Genomic DNA, 18,442 nt, shown 5'->3' on the forward strand with positions numbered 1-18,442 from the left:
ATTACACAAAAAAGCCGGGAAAAATTATCCCGGCAATTTTCTCAAAAGCTCCTCAAAATATTCCGGCAACGGTGCCGAAAACTCCATATACTCCCCCGTCCGCGGATGCACGAACCCTAAAATCCCTGCGTGCAGCGTCTGCCCCTGAAGCTTATACGGGCATTTCGCCGGACCATAAACGGCATCACCCAAGAGCGGATGTCCAATGCTTGCCATATGAACGCGGATCTGGTGCGTTCTACCCGTCTCCAGGCGGCACTCGATATGGGTGAAATCCTTAAACCGTGTGAGCACCTTGTAATGGGTCACTGCGGATTTTCCGTTGTTATAATTGACTGCCATCTTCTTCCGGTCCTTTGGGCTTCTCCCGATAGGTTCGTCGATCACTCCCTCATCGTCCTTCAGGGCTCCGTGAACGATCGCCTGATAACGGCGGGTGATGGAATGCTCCTTGAGCTGTGCCGCTATGGAATTGTGGGCGAGATCATTCTTGCATGCAATGATGACGCCAGTGGTGTCCATATCGATCCTGTGGACGATTCCCGGGCGCAGAACTCCGTTGATCCCGGAGAGGTCTTCCTTACAGTGAAACATCAGCGCATTCACCAATGTCCCCGTATAATGTCCAGCAGCCGGATGAACCACCATCCCCTTCGGCTTATTTACAAGGATCACATCATGGTCCTCATATAAAATATCCAGTGGAATATCCTCCGGCACGATCTCCGGCTCCACAGCCTCCGGCACCTCGAAGGAGATCAGATCCCCCTCAGCCACCTTGTAGCTTGCCTTCACCGGGCGTCCATCTACCATAACTTCCCCTGATTTTAAAAGCTTCTGGAGGAAAGAGCGTGAAAGATTCTCATACTGTTCCGCAAGGAACTTATCGATCCGGTCTCCCGCCGTCTCCTCCGTCACAAAATATTCTTCTCTCACTGGTTATTCTCCTTTTTTCGGTGAAAGGAAGGAAAGCTCATCTTCCTTATAGAAAAAGCCGATGAGAAGGATCAGAAGTCCGGCCGCGCAGACTACATAACAGTCTGCCACATTAAAGATCGGGAAATCGATGAGGCTGAAGTAGAAGAAGTCCACCACAAATCCTCTCACCGCACGGTCGATCAGGTTTCCGACCGCGCCGGAAAGAAGAAGGACCATGGAAATATAGAGCGGCAGATACCGGTTCCCGGAAGGAAGCTTTGCCACAAAAACAAGGACCGCGATCACGACAGCCGCAGCAACTAGGAAGAAAAACCACTGTTTTCCCTGAAGAATTCCAAAGGCAGCGCCCCTGTTTTCCGAGTACAGAAGCTCAAAGACTCCCTTGATCAGCACAAGCGGTCCATTGACCCGCAGCGTGTTGTAAGCCATACTCTTCGCCCACTGGTCCAGAGCGATGAGCAGGGCGGCACATACGGCAAGAACACCGTAGCGTTTTCCGATGGTATTCATAAAAACTCCTATCTGAAAATAGTTGCCAGGGCGCGTTCCATCTCATCCTTCGTGACGGTGCGGTCGATATAGGCATGACCCACACGGTCTAAAAGAATAAACTTGATAACGCCGGCTTCCATCTTCTTATCATTTTTTGTCGCAGCGATGACTTCCTCCGTATTAAGGCCGGAAACGGATGTCGGGATAAAGAAATACTCCATCAGTGCCTTGTATGCGTCGATCTCATCCTGTTTTACAAGTCCGCGCTCTTTGCAGATATTCATGGCAGCCAGGGCACCGACAGCGACACAGTGGCCGTGAAGCATCGTAAAGTTCTTTAATTTCTCAATGGCATGGCCTAATGTGTGGCCAAAGTTTAAGGTCACGCGCTCATCCTGTTCCGTCGGGTCGATCTCAACAACCTCACGCTTGATGAAATCACTGCCCTGGATCAGAAGCTTTAAGGTGTCCGCGTCTTTTGCGAGGATCTTCGCCCTGTTCGTCTGGATCCAGTCAAAGTACTCTTTATCGAGGATCAGGCCGTGCTTGATGACCTCTCCCATGCCGCCGGAGAACTGATCGTCCGGAAGTGTGCGAAGTACGGACACATTCGTGTATACAAGCTTCGGCATGTGGAAAGCGCCTACCATATTTTTGTAGGAATCAAAGTCTACACCGGTCTTTCCGCCTATTCCGGAGTCCACCTGGGACAACAGTGTTGTCGGGATCTGGACAAAATCCACGCCGCGGAGATAGGTTGCAGCCACAAATCCGCAGAGGTCTCCCGTGACACCGCCACCTAAAGCCACAAGAAGATCCTTTCTGTCATAATGGTTTAAGATCAGGTGCTCGTAAGCGCCCTGGACTGTCTTCAGGTTCTTATTCTCTTCTCCTGCCGGGAACACGTAGGATGTGACCTCACGGCAGCAACCGGAAAGGATCTTTGTCACTTCATCAAGATACAAGTCAGCCACGTTGGAATCCGCGATGATGCAGATCTTTTTCTTCTCAGTGCCCAGCGCGGAGATCTCCTTTGCAAGGGCGTCAAAAAAATCTTCCAGTACGATATCATAAATGGTCTTCCCGTCGAGATGGACAGGGATCCGGTTTACATGTTCTGTGATCATAAGGCTAACCTCCTATTTATAGCGGTACACCACGACAGATGTCCGCCCCTTTTTCGTAAGATTTCCTGGCTCGCCAAACCGGAATTTGCCGATGCCGCGGATCGATAAGATCTCTCCGCCCCGAAGATTCAGCGATACATTCGTGCAGACAGCCCCGTTGACAGAGACCTTCTCGTCTTCGATATATGATGCTGCCCTCGTCCTGGAAAGTCTTCCGCAAAGCGCGATAACAGAATCCAGGCGGACGGAACTCACTGTTCCTGAAATTTCCTCCATCTCTGGCTCCGGAAGCTCAGAAAAATCTGCCGTGATCTCCGTGACAACAGAGGTGTGCCGGATCATCGTGAGATTCTCCGCAAGATATCTGCTCATCTTTTCCATGACAAACGCCCAGGCATTTCCATCCTGCAGGACGATGTCCCCGATCATGGCCCTCTCGATTCCGAGATTCATGATCGCCCCGAGATAGTCTCTGTGGGTGAGCTTCTCCGCGAAGCGCCTGTTTGCGGGAACGATCTTTAAACACACGAAGGGCGGCGCGTAAAGTTCCTCCTCATAGGACGCCAGAAAGCACAAAACCTTTCTTTCAGACATCGGAAAGCCGCCGGAAAGTACGAACTTCACCGGCGGCAGTGTAGCCGACATATTCTGGAAGACAGTCTGTTCTGCGAGCGTCAGAAAATCTGTGTGAAGCGGGATATCGCGGGAGTAAGCGTTTTCTGCCAGTTCCTGGATCCGCTTCCTAAAAAGCTGTTCTTCCTTTTCCATATGGATCCTTAATTAAAGATGGATGTTGAGTCCGGATACGTCTAAGTTTCCTCCGGTAAGAAGATCCTGGAAGTCACCGGACAGCTCAACGGACTGCGGGGTTGCGATAAAAATGTAGTTGGAAATTTTCTGGAGATTTCCGTTCATGGAATATGTGGATCCGGATGTGAAATCGATGATCCGCTGTGCGGTCTCGGTGTGGATTCCCTCCATATTAAGGACTACTGCCTTTCCGGCAAGCAGGTAATCGCAGATCTCCTTTGCGTCATCTAAGGAGGTCGGTTTAATTAAGGAAACTTCCATTCCGCTTCCGCGGCGCATCGGAACAACCTTATTGCTGTTGGTGGTGCGGGGTAAAAATCTTGGCTTCTCCTCCTCATAATCATCGAAATCATCAGCTGTCTGCTTCTTGAAAAGGTTCTTTCTCGCCGGCTTTTCATCCTCATAATCGTCATCTAAGAAGTAATCGTCATCTTCATCGTCGTTCAGACGCATCGTATCCATAATCTTGCCTAAAAAGCTCATATCTAGTTCTCTCCAATCTATCTGGAACCAAAGATTCCGGTTCCTACTCTAATCATGGTTGCACCCTCCTCAACGGCTACCTCGAAGTCACCGGTCATACCCATGGACAGCACACTCATAGTACCATTATCAATGTTTTTATTTTTGATGTCAACATATAATTGATATAATTCTTTAAAATATTTTCGATTTTCTTCTGCATTTTCGACATTTGGTGCAATGGTCATCATTCCCTTTACGCAGACATGGGGAAATGCCTGGATCTCCTTTAAATTCGGAATTACGTCCTCTAAGAACATGCCGAATTTGCTCTCCTCTCTCGCCACATTGACCTCAAGGAGCACATTGGCGATCATATCGCGCTTTGCGGCTTCCTTCTCGATCTTCTCTGCCAGGTGGACGCTGTCACAGGAGTGGATCAGGACCACTTTGTCGATGACTTGTCCGACCTTGTTTGTTTGGAGATGGCCGATCATGTGGAACTTTGCGTCCTCCGGGATCTGCGGGCGCTTCTCCGTGATCTCCTGTACCTTATTCTCGCCGTAGTCGCGCTCTCCCGCCTCATAGGCCTCCATCAACATGGAGACCGGCTTCGTCTTGCTGACGGAGATCAGGGTGACCTCCTTCGGATCTCTTCCCGCGCGAAGGCAGGCTGCGTTCATTCGTTCCCTTACGTTCTTTATATTCTCTGCAACTGACATGATAAAAACCTCCTACTGATAGATGATCATTCCGTTTCCGGTCACGGCGTTGGCATCCAGGACGATGTGGTCGTAGACGGACAGACCATAATCGGTGCCCTTTTTGATGGTGTAATACTCATCATTCGAAGAAAGGATCTCAATCCTTCTGAATACCGCGTATCCACGGTTGATATTGTAGACGCCCTGTACCGTCTGGGTCATTCCGATCTGGTAACGCTCTTCGGAATCGTCCTTTGTAAGGAAATCCCCGGCTTTCAGTTCACTGTTCTCCCCGGCATCCACGTAATAGTATTCATCATCCGCGTAGTAGATCGTGCACGAAGTGATGACACCCACCGTCTTTCCATCCGCGTAGGTCTCCTTGCGGAAGCCGCTTTGGGAGACGGAGGAGGAATCGGAAGAATCCTTCTTTGCGCTCACATAATAATCCTTCGGGATCACATAGAAAGTCACATCGGTGACGGAGCTTCTCGGGATCTTGAGTCCCCGGACTTCATCGGTCACGATCTCAAAATCCACATACCGGTCGGAAACAAACTGTTCCATATATTTAGAAAAATCGAGTTTTCCGTATGTCTTTCCATCTCCGCCTGTCACTGTGGAGAACGCGCCGGAGGTCTCAAGATCCCTGCCGTTAAACTTCACGGCGAGGGAAGTCTTTCCATTATAAGTGGTAAGCTCCTGCTCCGACATCGGGAACACGATGGACCAGTCCTCGGAGGTGATGATCTTGTAGGCCGGTGCCCCGGTCTCCACGAGCTGTCCTGAGCGCACGCTGGATTTCTTGTAGGAACTCTTGTCAAACATATCCGCTGTCACCTGGTTCGGTGTCAGTGTCTCCATGGAATCCACCGAGTAGGACACAATGCCGGACTGATCCGCCCGCACCTGGGTGAAATTTCCGCCCAGTTCAGAGACTGCGCTGTCGAGATTTTTTAAGGTATCAACGCTCACATACTCCAGGACTTCCGCATCCAGGGTGTTTTTCGTATCATAGACCTCCCGGAAATCTTCGTTCGTGAATGTCTGGCTGAAGCTGGACAGCTGCTTTTTTAAGGAAGCGAGGTTTTCCTTTGAGAGGGCTACAGACCCGTCCGTTTTTTCCGCGAGCAGGGCGGAAAGCGTTCCCGTCTCATCAATGGAATAGACTCTCGTACCGACAGCTGCCCTTTTCCCCTCTCTCAGATAAAAGTTGATATTTCCGGCACGGTCCGTGTATTTCGGCTCCTCTGTCCGGAAAATGATTCCGGTGTGCCTCGTATCGTTTACGATACTTCCCTCCACAACTTCATAAAACTCCACCTTGTCCCTGCGAAGGTAGGTATAGAGATAAAATGCCATATATAAGAAAATAAGGGCAAAAATGATCATGCCCACATTGATATTCAGGGGCCGGCGATAACGAACGACTTTCTTGTTCTTTTTCTTCGCCAATTGATAAACCTCCCAACGGTCATATTCCGTAATATGATACCATCATTCGGAAAAAAGTGCAAGCAGACAGACAAAAAACAGAAAAAAAGCCGGTCCCCGGAAAATTCCGAAGACCGGCGAAAATCTGAAATTTCAGCACCTAGTTAAACGAGCAGAGGATTATTTCTCCTCCTCCTTTTTAACCTCGACCGGACGGTTTACACGGCCAGCGATCTCAGCCTTGATGTTTGCGATAAATACGTTGAGATCTTCAGCGCCCTCATCGCCTTTGAAGCGGCTTCTTACGGATACAGTTCCATCTGCCTGCTCCTTCTGGCCGACAACTAACATGTACGGGATCTTCTGCCCCTGTGCCTCACGGATCTTGTAGCCGATCTTCTCAGAACGGAGGTCGATCTCAGCACGGATGTCAGCCGCGTCAAGAGCTGCTTTGACAGATTTTGCGTACTCCTCGTACTTCTCAGAGATCGGGAGAACCTTAACCTGAACCGGTGAAAGCCATGTCGGGAATGCGCCAGCGAAGTGCTCGATCAGGATACCGATGAAACGCTCGATGGAACCGAAGCATACGCGGTGGATCATGATCGGTCTGTGCTTCTCACCGTCAGCGCCGATGTACTCAAGCTCGAAACGCTGCGGAAGCTGGAAGTCAAGCTGGATCGTACCGCACTGCCATGTTCTGCCGATCGCGTCTACCAGATGGAAGTCGATCTTCGGACCGTAGAATGCGCCGTCTCCTTCGTTGATCACATAGTCAAGTCCAAGGTCGTCTAATGCGCCCTGTAAGGAGTTTGTTGCAAGCTCCCAGTCCTCGTCGCTTCCCATGGAGTCTTCCGGTCTTGTGGAGAGCTCTACATGATATTTGAATCCGAACAGGGAATATACCTGGTTGATCAGACCTGCTACGTTCTTGATCTCATCACGGATCTGCTCCGGAGTCATGAAGATATGGGCATCATCCTGTGTGAAACAGCGTACACGCATGAGTCCGTGAAGCTGACCGGATTTCTCATGGCGGTGAACGATACCGAGCTCACCCATACGGAGCGGAAGGTCACGGTAGGAACGCGGCTCGGAAGCGTAAACAAGAACGCCGCCCGGGCAGTTCATCGGTTTGATGGCGTAATCTTCGCCGTCGATGACGGTTGTATACATGTTGTTTTTATAGTGATCCCAGTGACCGGATGTCTCCCAGAGGCTTCTGTTTAAGATGATCGGTGTGGAGATTTCTACATAACCTGCTTTTTTGTGGATCTCGCGCCAGTAGTCAAGCAGTGTGTTCTTTAAGACCATTCCCTTTGGAAGGAAGAACGGGAATCCTGGGCCTGCATCGCTCATCATGAAGAGACCGAGCTCTTTGCCGAGCTTTCTGTGGTCACGCTTCTTCGCCTCTTCCATCATGGTAACGTAAGCGTCTAAGTCCTCTTTTTTCGCAAAGGCTGTTGCGTAGATACGGGTCAGCATCTTGTTCTTCTCGCTTCCGCGCCAGTAAGCGCCTGCGATGTTCATGAGCTTGAATGCCTTGCCGACTTCCTTTGTGTTCATGAGGTGCGGACCTGCACAGAGGTCGGTGAACTCACCCTGCTTGTAGAAGCTGATGATGGAATCTTCCGGAAGATCCTCAATGAGCTCTACCTTGTACGGCTCGTTCTTCTCTTTCATAAGGGCGATCGCCTCTGCTCTCGGAAGCTCAAAACGCTCTAACGGGAGAGCTTCCTTGATGATCTTCTTCATCTCAGCCTCGATCTTTGCGAGGTCGTCGGATGTTACCGGTTCATCACGGTCGATATCGTAGTAGAAACCGTCAGCAATGGACGGACCGATGGCAAGCTTTGTCTCCGGCCAGATTCGCTTGATCGCCTGAGCCATTACATGGCTTGCTGTGTGGCGGAGTGCTGCAAGTCCTTCTGGATCCTTTGCTGTGAAGATATTTAAAGTGCAGTCCTTGTCAACGATCGTGCGCAGATCCTTTACTTCTCCGTCGATCTCTGCGACACAGGCCATTCTTGCAAGACCTTCGCTGATGTCTTTTGCGATGTCGATGACAGCCATCGGCTGTGCATACTCTTTAAAAGAGCCGTCTTTTAATGTTACTTTCATGTTCATTCTCCTTTTTCTCTTGGAAAAATTTCGTGCAGCCGAGATATTTTACAGCTGCTTTTTCTCAGTGAAAATCTCACGCGAGCCGTGGCTTGTAATACCGCGTTTTCAGTTTCCTGTGTGAACACAGTCTCTGTTTTGTCACTCGCGCAAACAAGTGAAAACACGCTTCGCGAGTTTCCCCTTGTTATCGCGGCAGTCGCCAAGGTCTCGCGCAAGCGCGGACTTTGGCTCGTTGTTCGCGTAAATAAAAAAGTCCCTTGATTATGCGTTTTCACATAATCAAGGGACGAGATTACCCGTGGTTCCACCCTGCTTGTATAGAATTTCTATACCACTTCATTTGATGATAACGGAATCACCGTTCCCGATTAAGGGACACTCCAGGGTGGTCTTCAGCTCGTTCCGTGCAGGATAACTCTCACCAAATGTATCCCTCTCTGAGCAGTTTCCGAACGTACTCTTCCTGTCAACGTGTTGTTTTTTCACTTGTCATTTAGTATATCACCGGAATCAGATTTGTCAAGATGAATTTGCCGTAATTTTCCGAGTTCCGTTCCGATCCGGAGAAGTTCCCGGTTTTTTTTATTCATAGTTCCGAAGACGTTTAACGGGCAGAAAACGGCCTCACAGGACTCTAGCACTTTCTTCGCCCTAAGAAACGCCTGCTCTCCCACCGGTTCGAAGGCCGCTTCCCGGATCACTTCTGCTGCCAGCACTCTCGCTGTCTGGTACTCCATATCGTTTTCATGGATCACGCCCGCCGCAAAGGGGATCCCCGCCCGGTTTAAGGCATGGTACACAGGAATCCCGCTCCCCATGCCGCCGATGACAAAGACCCCCGGCGCTCCGTCTGTTCTCGGGAGTTCCGGAAATCCAAGGGACGTCAGATAGCTCCCGTGTTCGATTCCGTAGAGCTTTGCGATATAGTCTCCCTCAAACACCTCCTGGGGCGTCCCTGTTCTCCCGATGGTCCCGTTTTCCGCGCAGAGCACATAGTCAGAGATCCTCTCCGCAAGATCCAGCTCGTGAAGCGACATGAGGACTGCCACATTGCGCTCATGGACCAGTTTCTTCAAGATATCGAGAAGCTCCAGTTTGTGCCGGATATCGAGAAAGGATGTGGGCTCGTCGAGAACGAGAAGCTCCGGTTCCTGGCAGATCGCCCGGGCTAAGAGGATCCGCTGTTTCTGTCCGTCGCTGGTGTTCTGGAACAGGACATCCGCAAGGCTTTCGCACCGGACCATTTCGAGGGCATCCATGACCTTTTTCTTGTCTTCTTTGGACAGGATCCCGAACCGCCCGGTATACGGATATCTTCCTGCTGCCGCCACGTCAAAACACGTCATAAGCTCCGGATCCGGCCGACCCGTCATGACCACCGCGGTCTTTTTCGCAAAATCAGGATCCGAGTAATCCTCCAGGGCTGTGCCGTCAAGAAATACACTTCCGCCTAATGGGGAAAGTTCCCGGATGATGCTCTTTAAGATCGTGGATTTTCCAGCCCCGTTCGGTCCGATCAGCGTGACGATGGATCCGCGGCGGATGTTCATGGAGATGTCGGACAGGATCGGTTTTCCGCGGTATCCGACGGTTAAATTGTCTGCTGTCAGGTAGTTCTGCATGGGCTCTCCTTTCAGACTATTCCTATCAACGTTTCACTCTTTTTATCATCATGGCAATCACCACCGGCGCTCCGAACACCGCCGTCACAGAACTGATGGAAAGTTCTGTCGGTGAAAACAACGTTCTCGCCAGCAGATCGCTGAACAGGCAGAATACTGCACCGCCAAGGAAACATCCCGGGATCACAACGATGGGCTTCGCGGTCTTAAACAGCTGTTTGATCATATGGGGCACCGCGATCCCCACGAAGGAGACGGGGCCCGCAAAGGCTGTCACTGTAGCGGAAAGAATGCTGGATAACAGGATCAGCTCGATCCGGAACCGTTTGATATTGACACCCATGTTTCTCGCGTAGACCTCCCCCAGCTGATAGGCACCCATGGCTTTTGAGAGCAGCATGGAACAAAAGAGAGCTGCTGCAGTCACAAGGAGACAGATCTTTACCCCGTCCATGGAGATGCCGGAAAAGCTGCCCATGGACCAGTTGTGGAGGTTCACGATATTGGAGTCATCGGCGAAGGTTACGATAAAATCCGTTGCCGCCGAACAGATATATCCGATCATGATCCCGCTTACCACTAACATGGACATCTGAGGAAGCTTTTTTGAGACCGCCAGCACGAAGCCCATGGAGGCCATTGCACCGAGAAAAGCCGCACCGATCATGACCCAGGAATTCATGATGAGTCCCTGTCCGAGAAACAGGATCATGAAGATCGAAACGGCGAGCTTCGCGCCGGAAGAGATTCCAAGGACGAAGGGGCCGGCGATGGGATTCGAGAAAAATGTCTGCAGCAGAAAGCCCGACACCGATAACGCCCCGCCGAGGATCAACGCCGCCAGCATTCTGGGGAGGCGGATATCAAAGAGAATATGACGGGTCATATCAGTCCCCTCTTTTCCACCCAGGGCCACAAGAATATCTGCTGCCGATACGCGCACGCTGCCGACGGCCAGGCTCAGAAAGCTTAAGGCTGCAAGCAGGACAAATAACAGCAGGTAGGCCCGGACGATCCGCTTAGACTGGGTTGACATAGGCGTTCTTCCCCCTTTCATTTATAATTTGTAACTATTCAGTACCTTCATAGTTACGTGCAAAAATCCATTCCAGATCAGCTTCGCTGATGGGATTTTTGCCTTCCAGCCTATGTTTTCTTACGGTCAGCGCAGCAAGTGCGCAGACCTACTGAACAGTTACTATAATTTAAACTTTTTCGTGTTCTCATCAACAGGTGTGAATTCAACGCAGTGACGATCCCGTGCTGTTGATCAGCTGTCACCTGCGTGTCACTTCAGTTGATGAAGATATGTAAAGCTATATTCGGTATCGTCGGCAAACACCGCGTTCATATCCCGGATCATATCCCCCAGGCCCATGGTCTCCTGGAACATGTTCTTCCCGGTACACCAGACATTGCCCTCTTTCACTGCCTTGAAATCCGCAAAAAGCTGATTCTTTGCGCAAAGCTCATCGATCGCGGTGAGTTCCCCGTCAATGGTACTGTTGTAGATCAGCACATCCGCATCCTTCGCGGCGGCATAGAAGGACTCAAAATCCATGTTCATCGTTGAAAGTGCGTTCTCATCAGAACCGGCATTCCCGGGAATGTAAGTTCCGCCTGCCAGGGCGATCATTTTTGCGATATAGTCCCCATTCTTCCTGACATTGACGCTGCCGGAATTCGTCACATAGAAAAAAGCGGCCGTTTTTCCGGATGGTTCCATGTCGAGAACATCGGACAGAGCGTCAATATTTTCGCGAAATATCTGTTCCGCCTCAGCCTCTTTTCCCGTCAGGACACCGTAGAGCCGGATCCACTCCATTCTTCCCAGGGGATGGCCCTCATAGCTGGACCGCTCCACGAGAACCGGGATCCCAAGGCGTTCCAACTGTTCTTTTACCTCGGGAGTATGGTAGATCATGGTGGACTCCACGGCGAGACCGCAGTCACTGCTTAAGATCTTCTCGTAGTCCGGAGCGCTGTACTTTCCGGCATAGGCAATTTTTCCCTCTTCCATTGCCGTTTTTGCTTCCGGCAGATACCATCCGGTGTCCTTTGTGCCGGAGAGCGCAATCAAATCCATTGCGTCCAGGTGAATGAAATCATCCATAGCGGATGTCGCCACAAGATAGATATTTTTTACCGGTTTCTGGAGGATTTTGATGGAATCCGGCAGTCCGGCCGGCGCGGACATCCCTTCCGGCAGAAGAAGGAACTGGTCTGTATCCTCGATGGTGATGAGCGAGATGTCATTCTCATAATAATCCACGGAAAACTGATCCGCATAGAGAAGATCCATGGAACTTACCGGGGACATATTGTTCCAGCTGCGGGAAGCTGTAGCAGCTGTCTCCGTTTTTGGGGCTGCCTCAGTGCTGCTGCCGGCTTCGTTTTGCCGGCTGTCTGCCGCAGCGGTCTGTTCCCCAGAGCCACCGGCAGAGCTTCCCTCTGCGTCTTTCCCGGTGCACCCAGCACATAGCATGACTACACTCAAAAGAATCACGGTGAGGCATCTGACATACCGCCTGTACCTCTTATCTGTCTCCCGCCTTCTGCGGAATAAATGAATTCTGTTCTTGTCCATACCGTGTTATTGTTTCTGCTCTTCCAGCGTGCTGGAATCAAAGGTCAGCGTGTATTCGATCTCATGCGGAGTGCTCATGGCCGTCGTGTCGGCGTAAACAGTCAGCGGGCTGTCAAAACCAGTCACCGTGATCACAAAGGTGGAATTTCCCTCCGTATTGACCGGAAGAAACTTCTCCTCGTCCACCCGCATATAGTCGTAGTTGGAGCTGCTCCAGATGATCGTCGCTTCTGCCTTTCCGTCCTTTACCTCGACCACCGCCGGGGATTCCACAGACGCACGGCCGGACCCGCCGGTCAGAGCGGCTTCTACAGTATAGGTTCCATCTGCGAGACCGAGATCTTCCACAGTCTTTAAGGATGTATTGAGAAACGCATCTGCCGGAATTCCCGATGCCTCAAAGACGAGTTCTCTGTCATACCATTTCTCTTTCTTCTTGCTGAACGCGGTGCACGGAAGCACCTCATTTAATGTCTCCACCGGGACCGTAAAGCTGTGGGTCCCATCAGAATTCTCTTCAAAGGAGATCAGGTCGGATTCCGGAACCTTCGATGCCTCCTCGCCGGTTCCCATGTAGACATAGAGATATCCGGTTCCGCCCATAGTCATTCTCGCGGTCATCGCGCCGTCCTGGACGGTCAGGGCACAGGATATGATCTTAAACATGGAGGAACTGGACTCTACGGAAATATCGTAAGTTCCATTTTTCAGGTCCGCTGCGGATACCGGAACGAGGCCCACGGTGTCAATCGTCTGTTCCGCAGCGGTCTCATTGCCGGAGGCAACGGCGGCTTTTGATTCAACGGCAGCAGTCGTCTCCACCGTAGTTTCAGCCTTGGTTTCTGCAGCAGAGGCAGATGTTGTCTCAGTCGTGCCGGGCTGTCCGCATGCTGTGGACAGGGCGCAGACTGCGGCAAGTGCAAATGTAAACTGTTTTAATTTATGCATAAAATTTTTCTCTCCCTTCAAATTATCAGTGCAGTGCCTGCTATCAGCATTCTGGCTGCTTCAGATAAGTCAGCATCACTACATTCCTGTATCAGAAAAAGGCGGTCGAATCATCGACCGCCCATAGTGAGCTATCTTATTTTGCGAGACTGTCAACGGCAGCCTGGGCATGCTGCACAAAGAGCTGCTGGATCGGCTCGAGTTCACCGAGTCCTCTTACAAGGCAGGTAACCTCATAACCTGCAGCCTCAAACTGGCTCTTCCAGGAATCGTCATCGTCACCGGCCATATCGTTGTTCGCATGGTCACCAGCTACGATCATAAGCGGCTCTAAAACGACCTTCTTGTAGGAGCCCTCTTTTACCTGTGCAATAACATCCTCACAGGACGGAGTTGCCTCAACAGTACCTACATAGTAGTTGTCAAAGCCCTCTTCCTTTAACATATCCTGCATTTTCTGGTAAACAGCGTTGGAATCGGCCTCTGTGCCATGGCCCATGAAGCAGATCGCTGTCTCGCCGTCATCATACTCCTTTGTTGCGTCTGTGATTGCGGAGATCACAGTCTTGAAGTCATCGTCGGAAGTTAAAAGCGGCTCGCCGACAGCAACATGCTCGAAGGCATCGGAGTTTTCTGCTAACTCATTTACAAGATCTGTGTACTCAAGACCATTCATAAGGTGGGTCGGCTGTACAACAAGATTCTTGACACCGTTGTCGATGGCACGGTTTAAAGCCTCTGTCACGTTATCGATCGCAATATTGTCTCTTTTCTTTACATGGTCAATGATGATCTGGCTTGTGAAACCTCTTCTAACGGAATAGTCCGGGAATGCGTTCTCGATGGCGTTCTCGATAGCGCCGACTGTCAGTCTGCGGCTGTCATTATAGCTTGTACCAAAGCTTACTACAAGAAGTTCATTCTCGCCGATCTCATCCTGATTTCTTGTGTTATCCATGGAAGCATCTCCTGTATCGTAATTCTCTTCGTCCTCTTCTTCAGCCTCTGTCGCTTCTGCTGTAGTTTCCTCCGCGGTTGTCTCTGCGACTGTAGTAGTCTCTGCAGCAGTTGTTGCTGCTGTCTGGCTTCCGGAGCATCCGGAAAGGATTGCCATGGATACGGCTGCCGCTGTCATAACGGCATAAAGGTTTGCTTTTCTCATTTACTCTTCTCCTCGCTTGAAAAATGAATTTTCAGGTCCCAGCCTGGTTCTTTTTTCTCCCAGCAGACATCCGGCAGGTTTCCTGGCTCATCCATCATCGCATATGAGACGCCTTCCCAGCAGAAACTGCCAGTGACTGTCCGTTTGTGACGGACAATGCTCATGTACTCCGGATCTACAGTGACGGGCTCGCGCAGGCTTTTGACCTGTTTCCCTTTTAACTCTCATGACGCCTGGGCATATGGATAAAACAACAGCCCGGTGGTTCATGACAGCACCGCATGTATATGGACCTGTAACGATTATCATAACATCTCCGCAATAAAAAAGCAATCGGATATCACAGAAAACCCTTGAAACCCGAGGAGTATTTCCGTAATACCTGACTGCTGATGTGCTAAAGCACGGTCTGATACCTTTAGTGCGCCTTCCGGTTAATAAACTCCGCCTTCGTCTTGGAGTATGTAAACTTCTGTCCGCTGTAGAGACCATAATATCCCGACAGCGTAAAGCTGATGGCGACCGCCACCGCAAAGTACGGCATTGCCTCAAAGCCAAATAGCTCGAATCCCAGGAACATAGTCGCGATCGGGCAGTTTGTGACACCGACAAAGGTAGCGAGCATTCCTGCTGCCGCACAGAGGGACGGTTCGAAGCCTGTGAGCAGTCCGAAGGTGCATCCGAAGGAAGCTCCCACCGCCAGTGTTGGAACAATCTCTCCGCCTTTAAATCCGCCGCCCAGGGCGACTGCCGTGAAGATCATTTTCAACAAAAATCCAAGATATGCTGATTCCCCGTCAACTGCTTTCTCAACAAGGTTGAATCCGGCTCCGCAGTAATCCCGTCCGAAGATAAGTGCCAGCGCGATGGAAAGTCCTGCCGCAACAAGGATCCGCACATAGACATTCCCGATCTTATTTTTATAGAGATGCTGAGTCTCATGGAGCAGGATGCAGAAGCAGACACTTAAAAGAGCGCAGGTAAGACCAAGACCAACGGTGTAGAGCGCCGGAACAAGAGAAAACTCCGGAATATGAAGGATCGGGAAAGATTCGCCGTGAAGACCGAGAGCTCCTGAAATCTGCGCCCCGATAAAGGAAGCAAATACGCAGGGAACGAGAGCCGCGTAGTAGGCGACACCAATGCTGATGACCTCAATTCCGAACATGGCTGCCGCAAGCGGCGTCCCGAAGATCGCACCAAAGCAGCCGCTCATGCCGCTCATGATCATGACTTTCTTATCTCTCTCATCCATATGGAACACATCGCCGAAATAATTTCCGATGCATCCGCCGATCTGTAAGGCCGCTCCCTCTTTTCCGGCGGAAGCACCTACAGCCTGGCTTAAGATCGTCGAGATAAAGATACAGGGCAGCGTTGCCATCGGGATCCGCTCGTCCGAGGAGATGGACTCTAAGATCAGGTTCGTTCCCCTGTTTCCGAGCTCATGGAACATCTGGTGAAGCAGGACGATCAGGACGCCGGCCACAGGCATCAGGTACAGCATAAAGCTGTGGGTCTTAAACAGCCGCTGGGCATAGATGACCCCGTATCCAAACGCCGTTCCGATAAGGCCACAGACGGTTCCCATCACGATGGAGATCGCGGTCCAACGGATAAAATACAGGATATTCTTATTAAGCGCTGTCTGAGTTTCGCTTCTGTACATACATTTTCCCCTTTACTAAGTAACAAATTGCCAGATATCCAGGCATATCTTGCCCGGATCTGCCTGGACATCTGGCAATAAATGAATATTACATATAGATTCCGTTCGTCTTAGTGATCACCGGGCAGTAGCCTGCTGCCTCTAAAGCTTTGATGATCTGATCCTTATGCTCGGTTCCGAAGGACTCGAGAGTGATCGTGAGCTCTACGCCTGCGGTACGGTTTACGTTGGCAAATACATTGTGCTCCAGCTTGATCACGTTGCCCTGCTCCTTTGCGATCAGTGAGGAAACAGCTGCCAGCTGGCCCGGCTTATCCGGAAGCATAACGCTTACGGTGAAAATACGGTCTCTCTGCATCAGTCCATTCTGGACAACAGTAGCCATGGTGAGAACGTCCATGTTTCCACCGCTCAATACGGATACGACTTTCTTGCCCTTAAAGTCAAGATGCTTTAAGGCCGCTACAGTTAAAAGTCCGGAGTTCTCGACGATCATCTTGTGATTCTCTGCCATATCGAGGAAGGATAGTGTCAGTTCAGAGTCGTCCACGGTGATCACATGATCCACGTTTGCCTGAAGGTACGGGAACAGCTTGTCACCAGGTGTCTGTACCGCGGTACCGTCGGCGATGGTATTGATCTTTGATACCGTTGTCACCTCTCCTGCTTCTAAGGATGCCTTTAAGCAGGCAGCTCCTGCCGGTTCAACGGCGATGACCTTGATCTTCGGGTTTAAGAGCTTTGCCAGGGTGGAAACGCCTGTGCAGAGTCCGCCGCCGCCAACCGGAACGAGGATATAGTCTACGGTCGGGAGCTCCTTGATGATCTCCATGGCGATGCTGCCCTGACCGGTAGCGACCTCTAAGTCATTGAACGGGTGAACAAAGGTATATCCGTGCTCATCAGCGAGCTCATAAGCGTGGGCGCATGCCTCATCGAAGACATTTCCGTAAAGGACAACTTCAGCACCGTAGGATTTCGTGCGGTTTACCTTGATGAGCGGTGTGGATACCGGCATAACGACTGTCGCCTTAACGCCTGCAAGCTTTGCGGCGTAAGCGACGCCCTGTGCATGGTTTCCGGCAGATGCTGTGATCAGACCGCGGGAGCGCTCTTCCGGTGTGAGCTGGCTGATCTTATAGTAAGCGCCGCGTACCTTGTAAGCACCGGTACGCTGCATGTTCTCCGGTTTAAAATAGATCTTGTTTCCGTAACGCTCAGAGAAATATTCGCTGTAGATCAGCTTTGTCTCCTGTGTCACTTTCTTTACGATCTCAGAAGCTTCTTCAAATTTTTCGAGGCTGAGTTCCTGCATTTCCATTTGTATTCTCCTTATTGTTACAGCTTACGCTGTCATTTACTGTATAATGCCGTGGACAGCCGCGTCTGACGCAGGCATCTGACAGGGCATATTTTTCGGGTTATTCCGGCTGCTTCGCGAACAGGGCCTTCACAAAGTCCTCGGAGTTGAATTTCTGTAAGTCATCGATCTTCTCTCCGACTCCCACATATTTTACCGGGATGCCGAGCTCGGACTGGATCGCAACGGCGATGCCGCCCTTTGCGGTTCCGTCAAGCTTTGTGAGGATGATGCCGGTGATATCAGCTGCTTCCATAAACTGGCGGGCCTGTACCAAGGCGTTCTGTCCTGTGGTTCCGTCGAGGACTACGAGAGTCTCACGGTAAGCTTCCGGGTATTCTTTATCGATGATGCGGTTGATCTTCTTAAGCTCCTCCATGAGGTTTTTCTTATTGTGAAGTCTTCCCGCCGTATCGCAGATCAGCACATCCGCATTTCTGGATTTTGCTGCGGAGATGGCGTCGTAGATCACGGCAGCAGGATCGGATCCCTCTTTCTGGGCGATCAGCTCCACGCCCGCGCGGTTCGCCCACTCGGCAAGCTGGTCGATGGCTGCAGCACGGAAGGTATCAGCTGCGGCGAGGACGACTTTCTTTCCCTCTGCCTTTAACTGGTCCGCAAGCTTTCCGATGGATGTGGTCTTTCCGACACCGTTGACACCGATGACAAGAACAACGGATTTTCGATGTTCAAATTCATATGCGTTCTCACCGAGGTCCATCTTGCTGCGGATGCTGGCGATCAGGGCTTCCCGGCACTGCTCCGGGTCCTTGATATGCTGTTCTTTTACGTTCTTCTTGAGGTCCTCGATGACCGCCATGGTGGTCTGGATCCCCATATCGCCCATGATCAGGGTCTCCTCAAGCTCCTCATAGAAATCGTCATCGATCGCGGAGAAGCCGGAAAATATGGAATCCATTCCGGACACAATGTTTTCTCTGGTCTTTGTGAGACCTTCGACGAGGCGCGAGAAAAAGCCTTTTTTCTTCTCTTCCATACGAA

16 protein-coding genes, 1 riboswitch and 1 other annotated feature are annotated in these 18,442 nt (G+C 50.9%); all 16 genes read right to left on the reverse strand.

The genetic code is table 11. The features are described 5' to 3' along the window. Nucleotides 1-24: 24 nt before the first annotated feature. The 16 genes from DXA87_RS10630 to ftsY all read right to left on the reverse strand — a co-directional run bounded on the left by DXA87_RS10630 (nucleotide 25) and on the right by ftsY (nucleotide 18,437). Nucleotides 25-936 (reverse strand): RluA family pseudouridine synthase, encoded by a 912-nt coding sequence (locus DXA87_RS10630; protein ID WP_117504310.1) that lies wholly within the window; start codon nucleotides 934-936, stop codon nucleotides 25-27. A gap of 3 nt (nucleotides 937-939) precedes the next feature. Then, on the reverse strand, nucleotides 940-1,449 hold the full coding sequence (gene lspA, locus DXA87_RS10635) for a signal peptidase II (protein ID WP_117504312.1): 510 nt from the start codon (nucleotides 1,447-1,449) through the stop codon (nucleotides 940-942). 8 nt (nucleotides 1,450-1,457) lie between these two features. Next, nucleotides 1,458-2,558 carry a 3-dehydroquinate synthase gene (gene aroB / locus DXA87_RS10640; RefSeq protein ID WP_117504314.1) on the reverse strand — a complete coding sequence of 367 codons (1,101 nt, stop codon included), beginning with the start codon at nucleotides 2,556-2,558 and terminating at the stop codon, nucleotides 1,458-1,460. 12 nt (nucleotides 2,559-2,570) lie between these two features. Next, on the reverse strand, nucleotides 2,571-3,326 hold the full coding sequence (locus DXA87_RS10645) for a YlmH/Sll1252 family protein (protein ID WP_117470267.1): 756 nt from the start codon (nucleotides 3,324-3,326) through the stop codon (nucleotides 2,571-2,573). A 12-nt stretch (nucleotides 3,327-3,338) separates the two neighbouring features. Then, nucleotides 3,339-3,851, reverse strand: coding sequence for a cell division protein SepF (locus tag DXA87_RS10650; RefSeq protein WP_015554529.1), 513 nt, complete (start codon nucleotides 3,849-3,851; stop codon nucleotides 3,339-3,341). A 17-nt stretch (nucleotides 3,852-3,868) separates the two neighbouring features. Next, nucleotides 3,869-4,552, reverse strand: coding sequence for a YggS family pyridoxal phosphate-dependent enzyme (locus tag DXA87_RS10655; RefSeq protein ID WP_015554528.1), 684 nt, complete (start codon nucleotides 4,550-4,552; stop codon nucleotides 3,869-3,871). Between the two features lie 12 nt (nucleotides 4,553-4,564). Further along, nucleotides 4,565-5,989 carry an HlyD family efflux transporter periplasmic adaptor subunit gene (locus tag DXA87_RS10660; protein ID WP_117504316.1) on the reverse strand — a complete coding sequence of 475 codons (1,425 nt, stop codon included), beginning with the start codon at nucleotides 5,987-5,989 and terminating at the stop codon, nucleotides 4,565-4,567. A gap of 159 nt (nucleotides 5,990-6,148) precedes the next feature. After that, nucleotides 6,149-8,089 (reverse strand): threonine--tRNA ligase, encoded by a 1,941-nt coding sequence (gene thrS, locus DXA87_RS10665; RefSeq protein ID WP_181968341.1) that lies wholly within the window; start codon nucleotides 8,087-8,089, stop codon nucleotides 6,149-6,151. Nucleotides 8,090-8,371: 282 nt separating this feature from the next. Then, nucleotides 8,372-8,571, reverse strand: a binding site (T-box leader). A gap of 3 nt (nucleotides 8,572-8,574) precedes the next feature. After that, nucleotides 8,575-9,714 carry an ABC transporter ATP-binding protein gene (locus DXA87_RS10670; RefSeq protein WP_117504320.1) on the reverse strand — a complete coding sequence of 380 codons (1,140 nt, stop codon included), beginning with the start codon at nucleotides 9,712-9,714 and terminating at the stop codon, nucleotides 8,575-8,577. Between the two features lie 25 nt (nucleotides 9,715-9,739). Beyond that, nucleotides 9,740-10,750: an iron ABC transporter permease gene (locus DXA87_RS10675; RefSeq protein WP_117504322.1), complete on the reverse strand. Its 1,011-nt coding sequence runs from the start codon at nucleotides 10,748-10,750 to the stop codon at nucleotides 9,740-9,742. Nucleotides 10,751-11,002: 252 nt separating this feature from the next. Further along, nucleotides 11,003-12,301 (reverse strand): ABC transporter substrate-binding protein, encoded by a 1,299-nt coding sequence (locus DXA87_RS10680; protein WP_242992152.1) that lies wholly within the window; start codon nucleotides 12,299-12,301, stop codon nucleotides 11,003-11,005. 6 nt (nucleotides 12,302-12,307) lie between these two features. Further along, the gene (locus DXA87_RS10685; RefSeq protein ID WP_117504324.1) at nucleotides 12,308-13,249 is read right to left on the reverse strand and encodes a hypothetical protein; all 942 of its coding nucleotides are present in this window, start codon (nucleotides 13,247-13,249) and stop codon (nucleotides 12,308-12,310) included. 136 nt (nucleotides 13,250-13,385) lie between these two features. Continuing rightward, nucleotides 13,386-14,411: a sirohydrochlorin cobaltochelatase gene (locus DXA87_RS10690; protein WP_117504326.1), complete on the reverse strand. Its 1,026-nt coding sequence runs from the start codon at nucleotides 14,409-14,411 to the stop codon at nucleotides 13,386-13,388. A 54-nt stretch (nucleotides 14,412-14,465) separates the two neighbouring features. Further along, nucleotides 14,466-14,663: riboswitch (cobalamin riboswitch) on the reverse strand. A gap of 166 nt (nucleotides 14,664-14,829) precedes the next feature. After that, nucleotides 14,830-16,080: a chloride channel protein gene (locus DXA87_RS10695; protein ID WP_117504328.1), complete on the reverse strand. Its 1,251-nt coding sequence runs from the start codon at nucleotides 16,078-16,080 to the stop codon at nucleotides 14,830-14,832. An 88-nt stretch (nucleotides 16,081-16,168) separates the two neighbouring features. Then, on the reverse strand, nucleotides 16,169-17,395 hold the full coding sequence (gene ilvA, locus DXA87_RS10700; protein ID WP_117470315.1) for a threonine ammonia-lyase: 1,227 nt from the start codon (nucleotides 17,393-17,395) through the stop codon (nucleotides 16,169-16,171). 106 nt (nucleotides 17,396-17,501) lie between these two features. Further along, nucleotides 17,502-18,437 (reverse strand): signal recognition particle-docking protein FtsY, encoded by a 936-nt coding sequence (gene ftsY, locus DXA87_RS10705; protein ID WP_021905056.1) that lies wholly within the window; start codon nucleotides 18,435-18,437, stop codon nucleotides 17,502-17,504. Nucleotides 18,438-18,442: the final 5 nt, after the last annotated feature.

This window comes from Desulfotomaculum sp. OF05-3, assembly GCF_003435535.1.
Taxonomy (GTDB): Bacteria; Bacillota; Clostridia; order Lachnospirales; family Lachnospiraceae; genus Pilosibacter; species Pilosibacter fragilis.

Bases quoted from the DNA above. Each gene is read 5' to 3' on its own strand.
- lspA (WP_117504312.1), bottom strand. From the start codon at position 1,449: ATGAATACCATCGGAAAACGCTACGGTGTTCTTGCCGTATGTGCCGCC.
- aroB (WP_117504314.1), bottom strand. From the start codon at position 2,558: ATGATCACAGAACATGTAAACCGGATCCCTGTCCATCTCGACGGGAAG.
- DXA87_RS10645 (WP_117470267.1), bottom strand. From the start codon at position 3,326: ATGGAAAAGGAAGAACAGCTTTTTAGGAAGCGGATCCAGGAACTGGCA.
- DXA87_RS10650 (WP_015554529.1), bottom strand. From the start codon at position 3,851: ATGAGCTTTTTAGGCAAGATTATGGATACGATGCGTCTGAACGACGAT.
- DXA87_RS10655 (WP_015554528.1), bottom strand. From the start codon at position 4,552: ATGTCAGTTGCAGAGAATATAAAGAACGTAAGGGAACGAATGAACGCA.
- thrS (WP_181968341.1), bottom strand. From the start codon at position 8,089: ATGAAAGTAACATTAAAAGACGGCTCTTTTAAAGAGTATGCACAGCCG.
- DXA87_RS10670 (WP_117504320.1), bottom strand. From the start codon at position 9,714: ATGCAGAACTACCTGACAGCAGACAATTTAACCGTCGGATACCGCGGA.
- DXA87_RS10675 (WP_117504322.1), bottom strand. From the start codon at position 10,750: ATGTCAACCCAGTCTAAGCGGATCGTCCGGGCCTACCTGCTGTTATTT.
- DXA87_RS10680 (WP_242992152.1), bottom strand. From the start codon at position 12,301: ATGGACAAGAACAGAATTCATTTATTCCGCAGAAGGCGGGAGACAGAT.
- DXA87_RS10685 (WP_117504324.1), bottom strand. From the start codon at position 13,249: ATGCATAAATTAAAACAGTTTACATTTGCACTTGCCGCAGTCTGCGCC.
- DXA87_RS10690 (WP_117504326.1), bottom strand. From the start codon at position 14,411: ATGAGAAAAGCAAACCTTTATGCCGTTATGACAGCGGCAGCCGTATCC.
- DXA87_RS10695 (WP_117504328.1), bottom strand. From the start codon at position 16,080: ATGTACAGAAGCGAAACTCAGACAGCGCTTAATAAGAATATCCTGTAT.
- ilvA (WP_117470315.1), bottom strand. From the start codon at position 17,395: ATGCAGGAACTCAGCCTCGAAAAATTTGAAGAAGCTTCTGAGATCGTA.
- ftsY (WP_021905056.1), bottom strand. From the start codon at position 18,437: ATGGAAGAGAAGAAAAAAGGCTTTTTCTCGCGCCTCGTCGAAGGTCTC.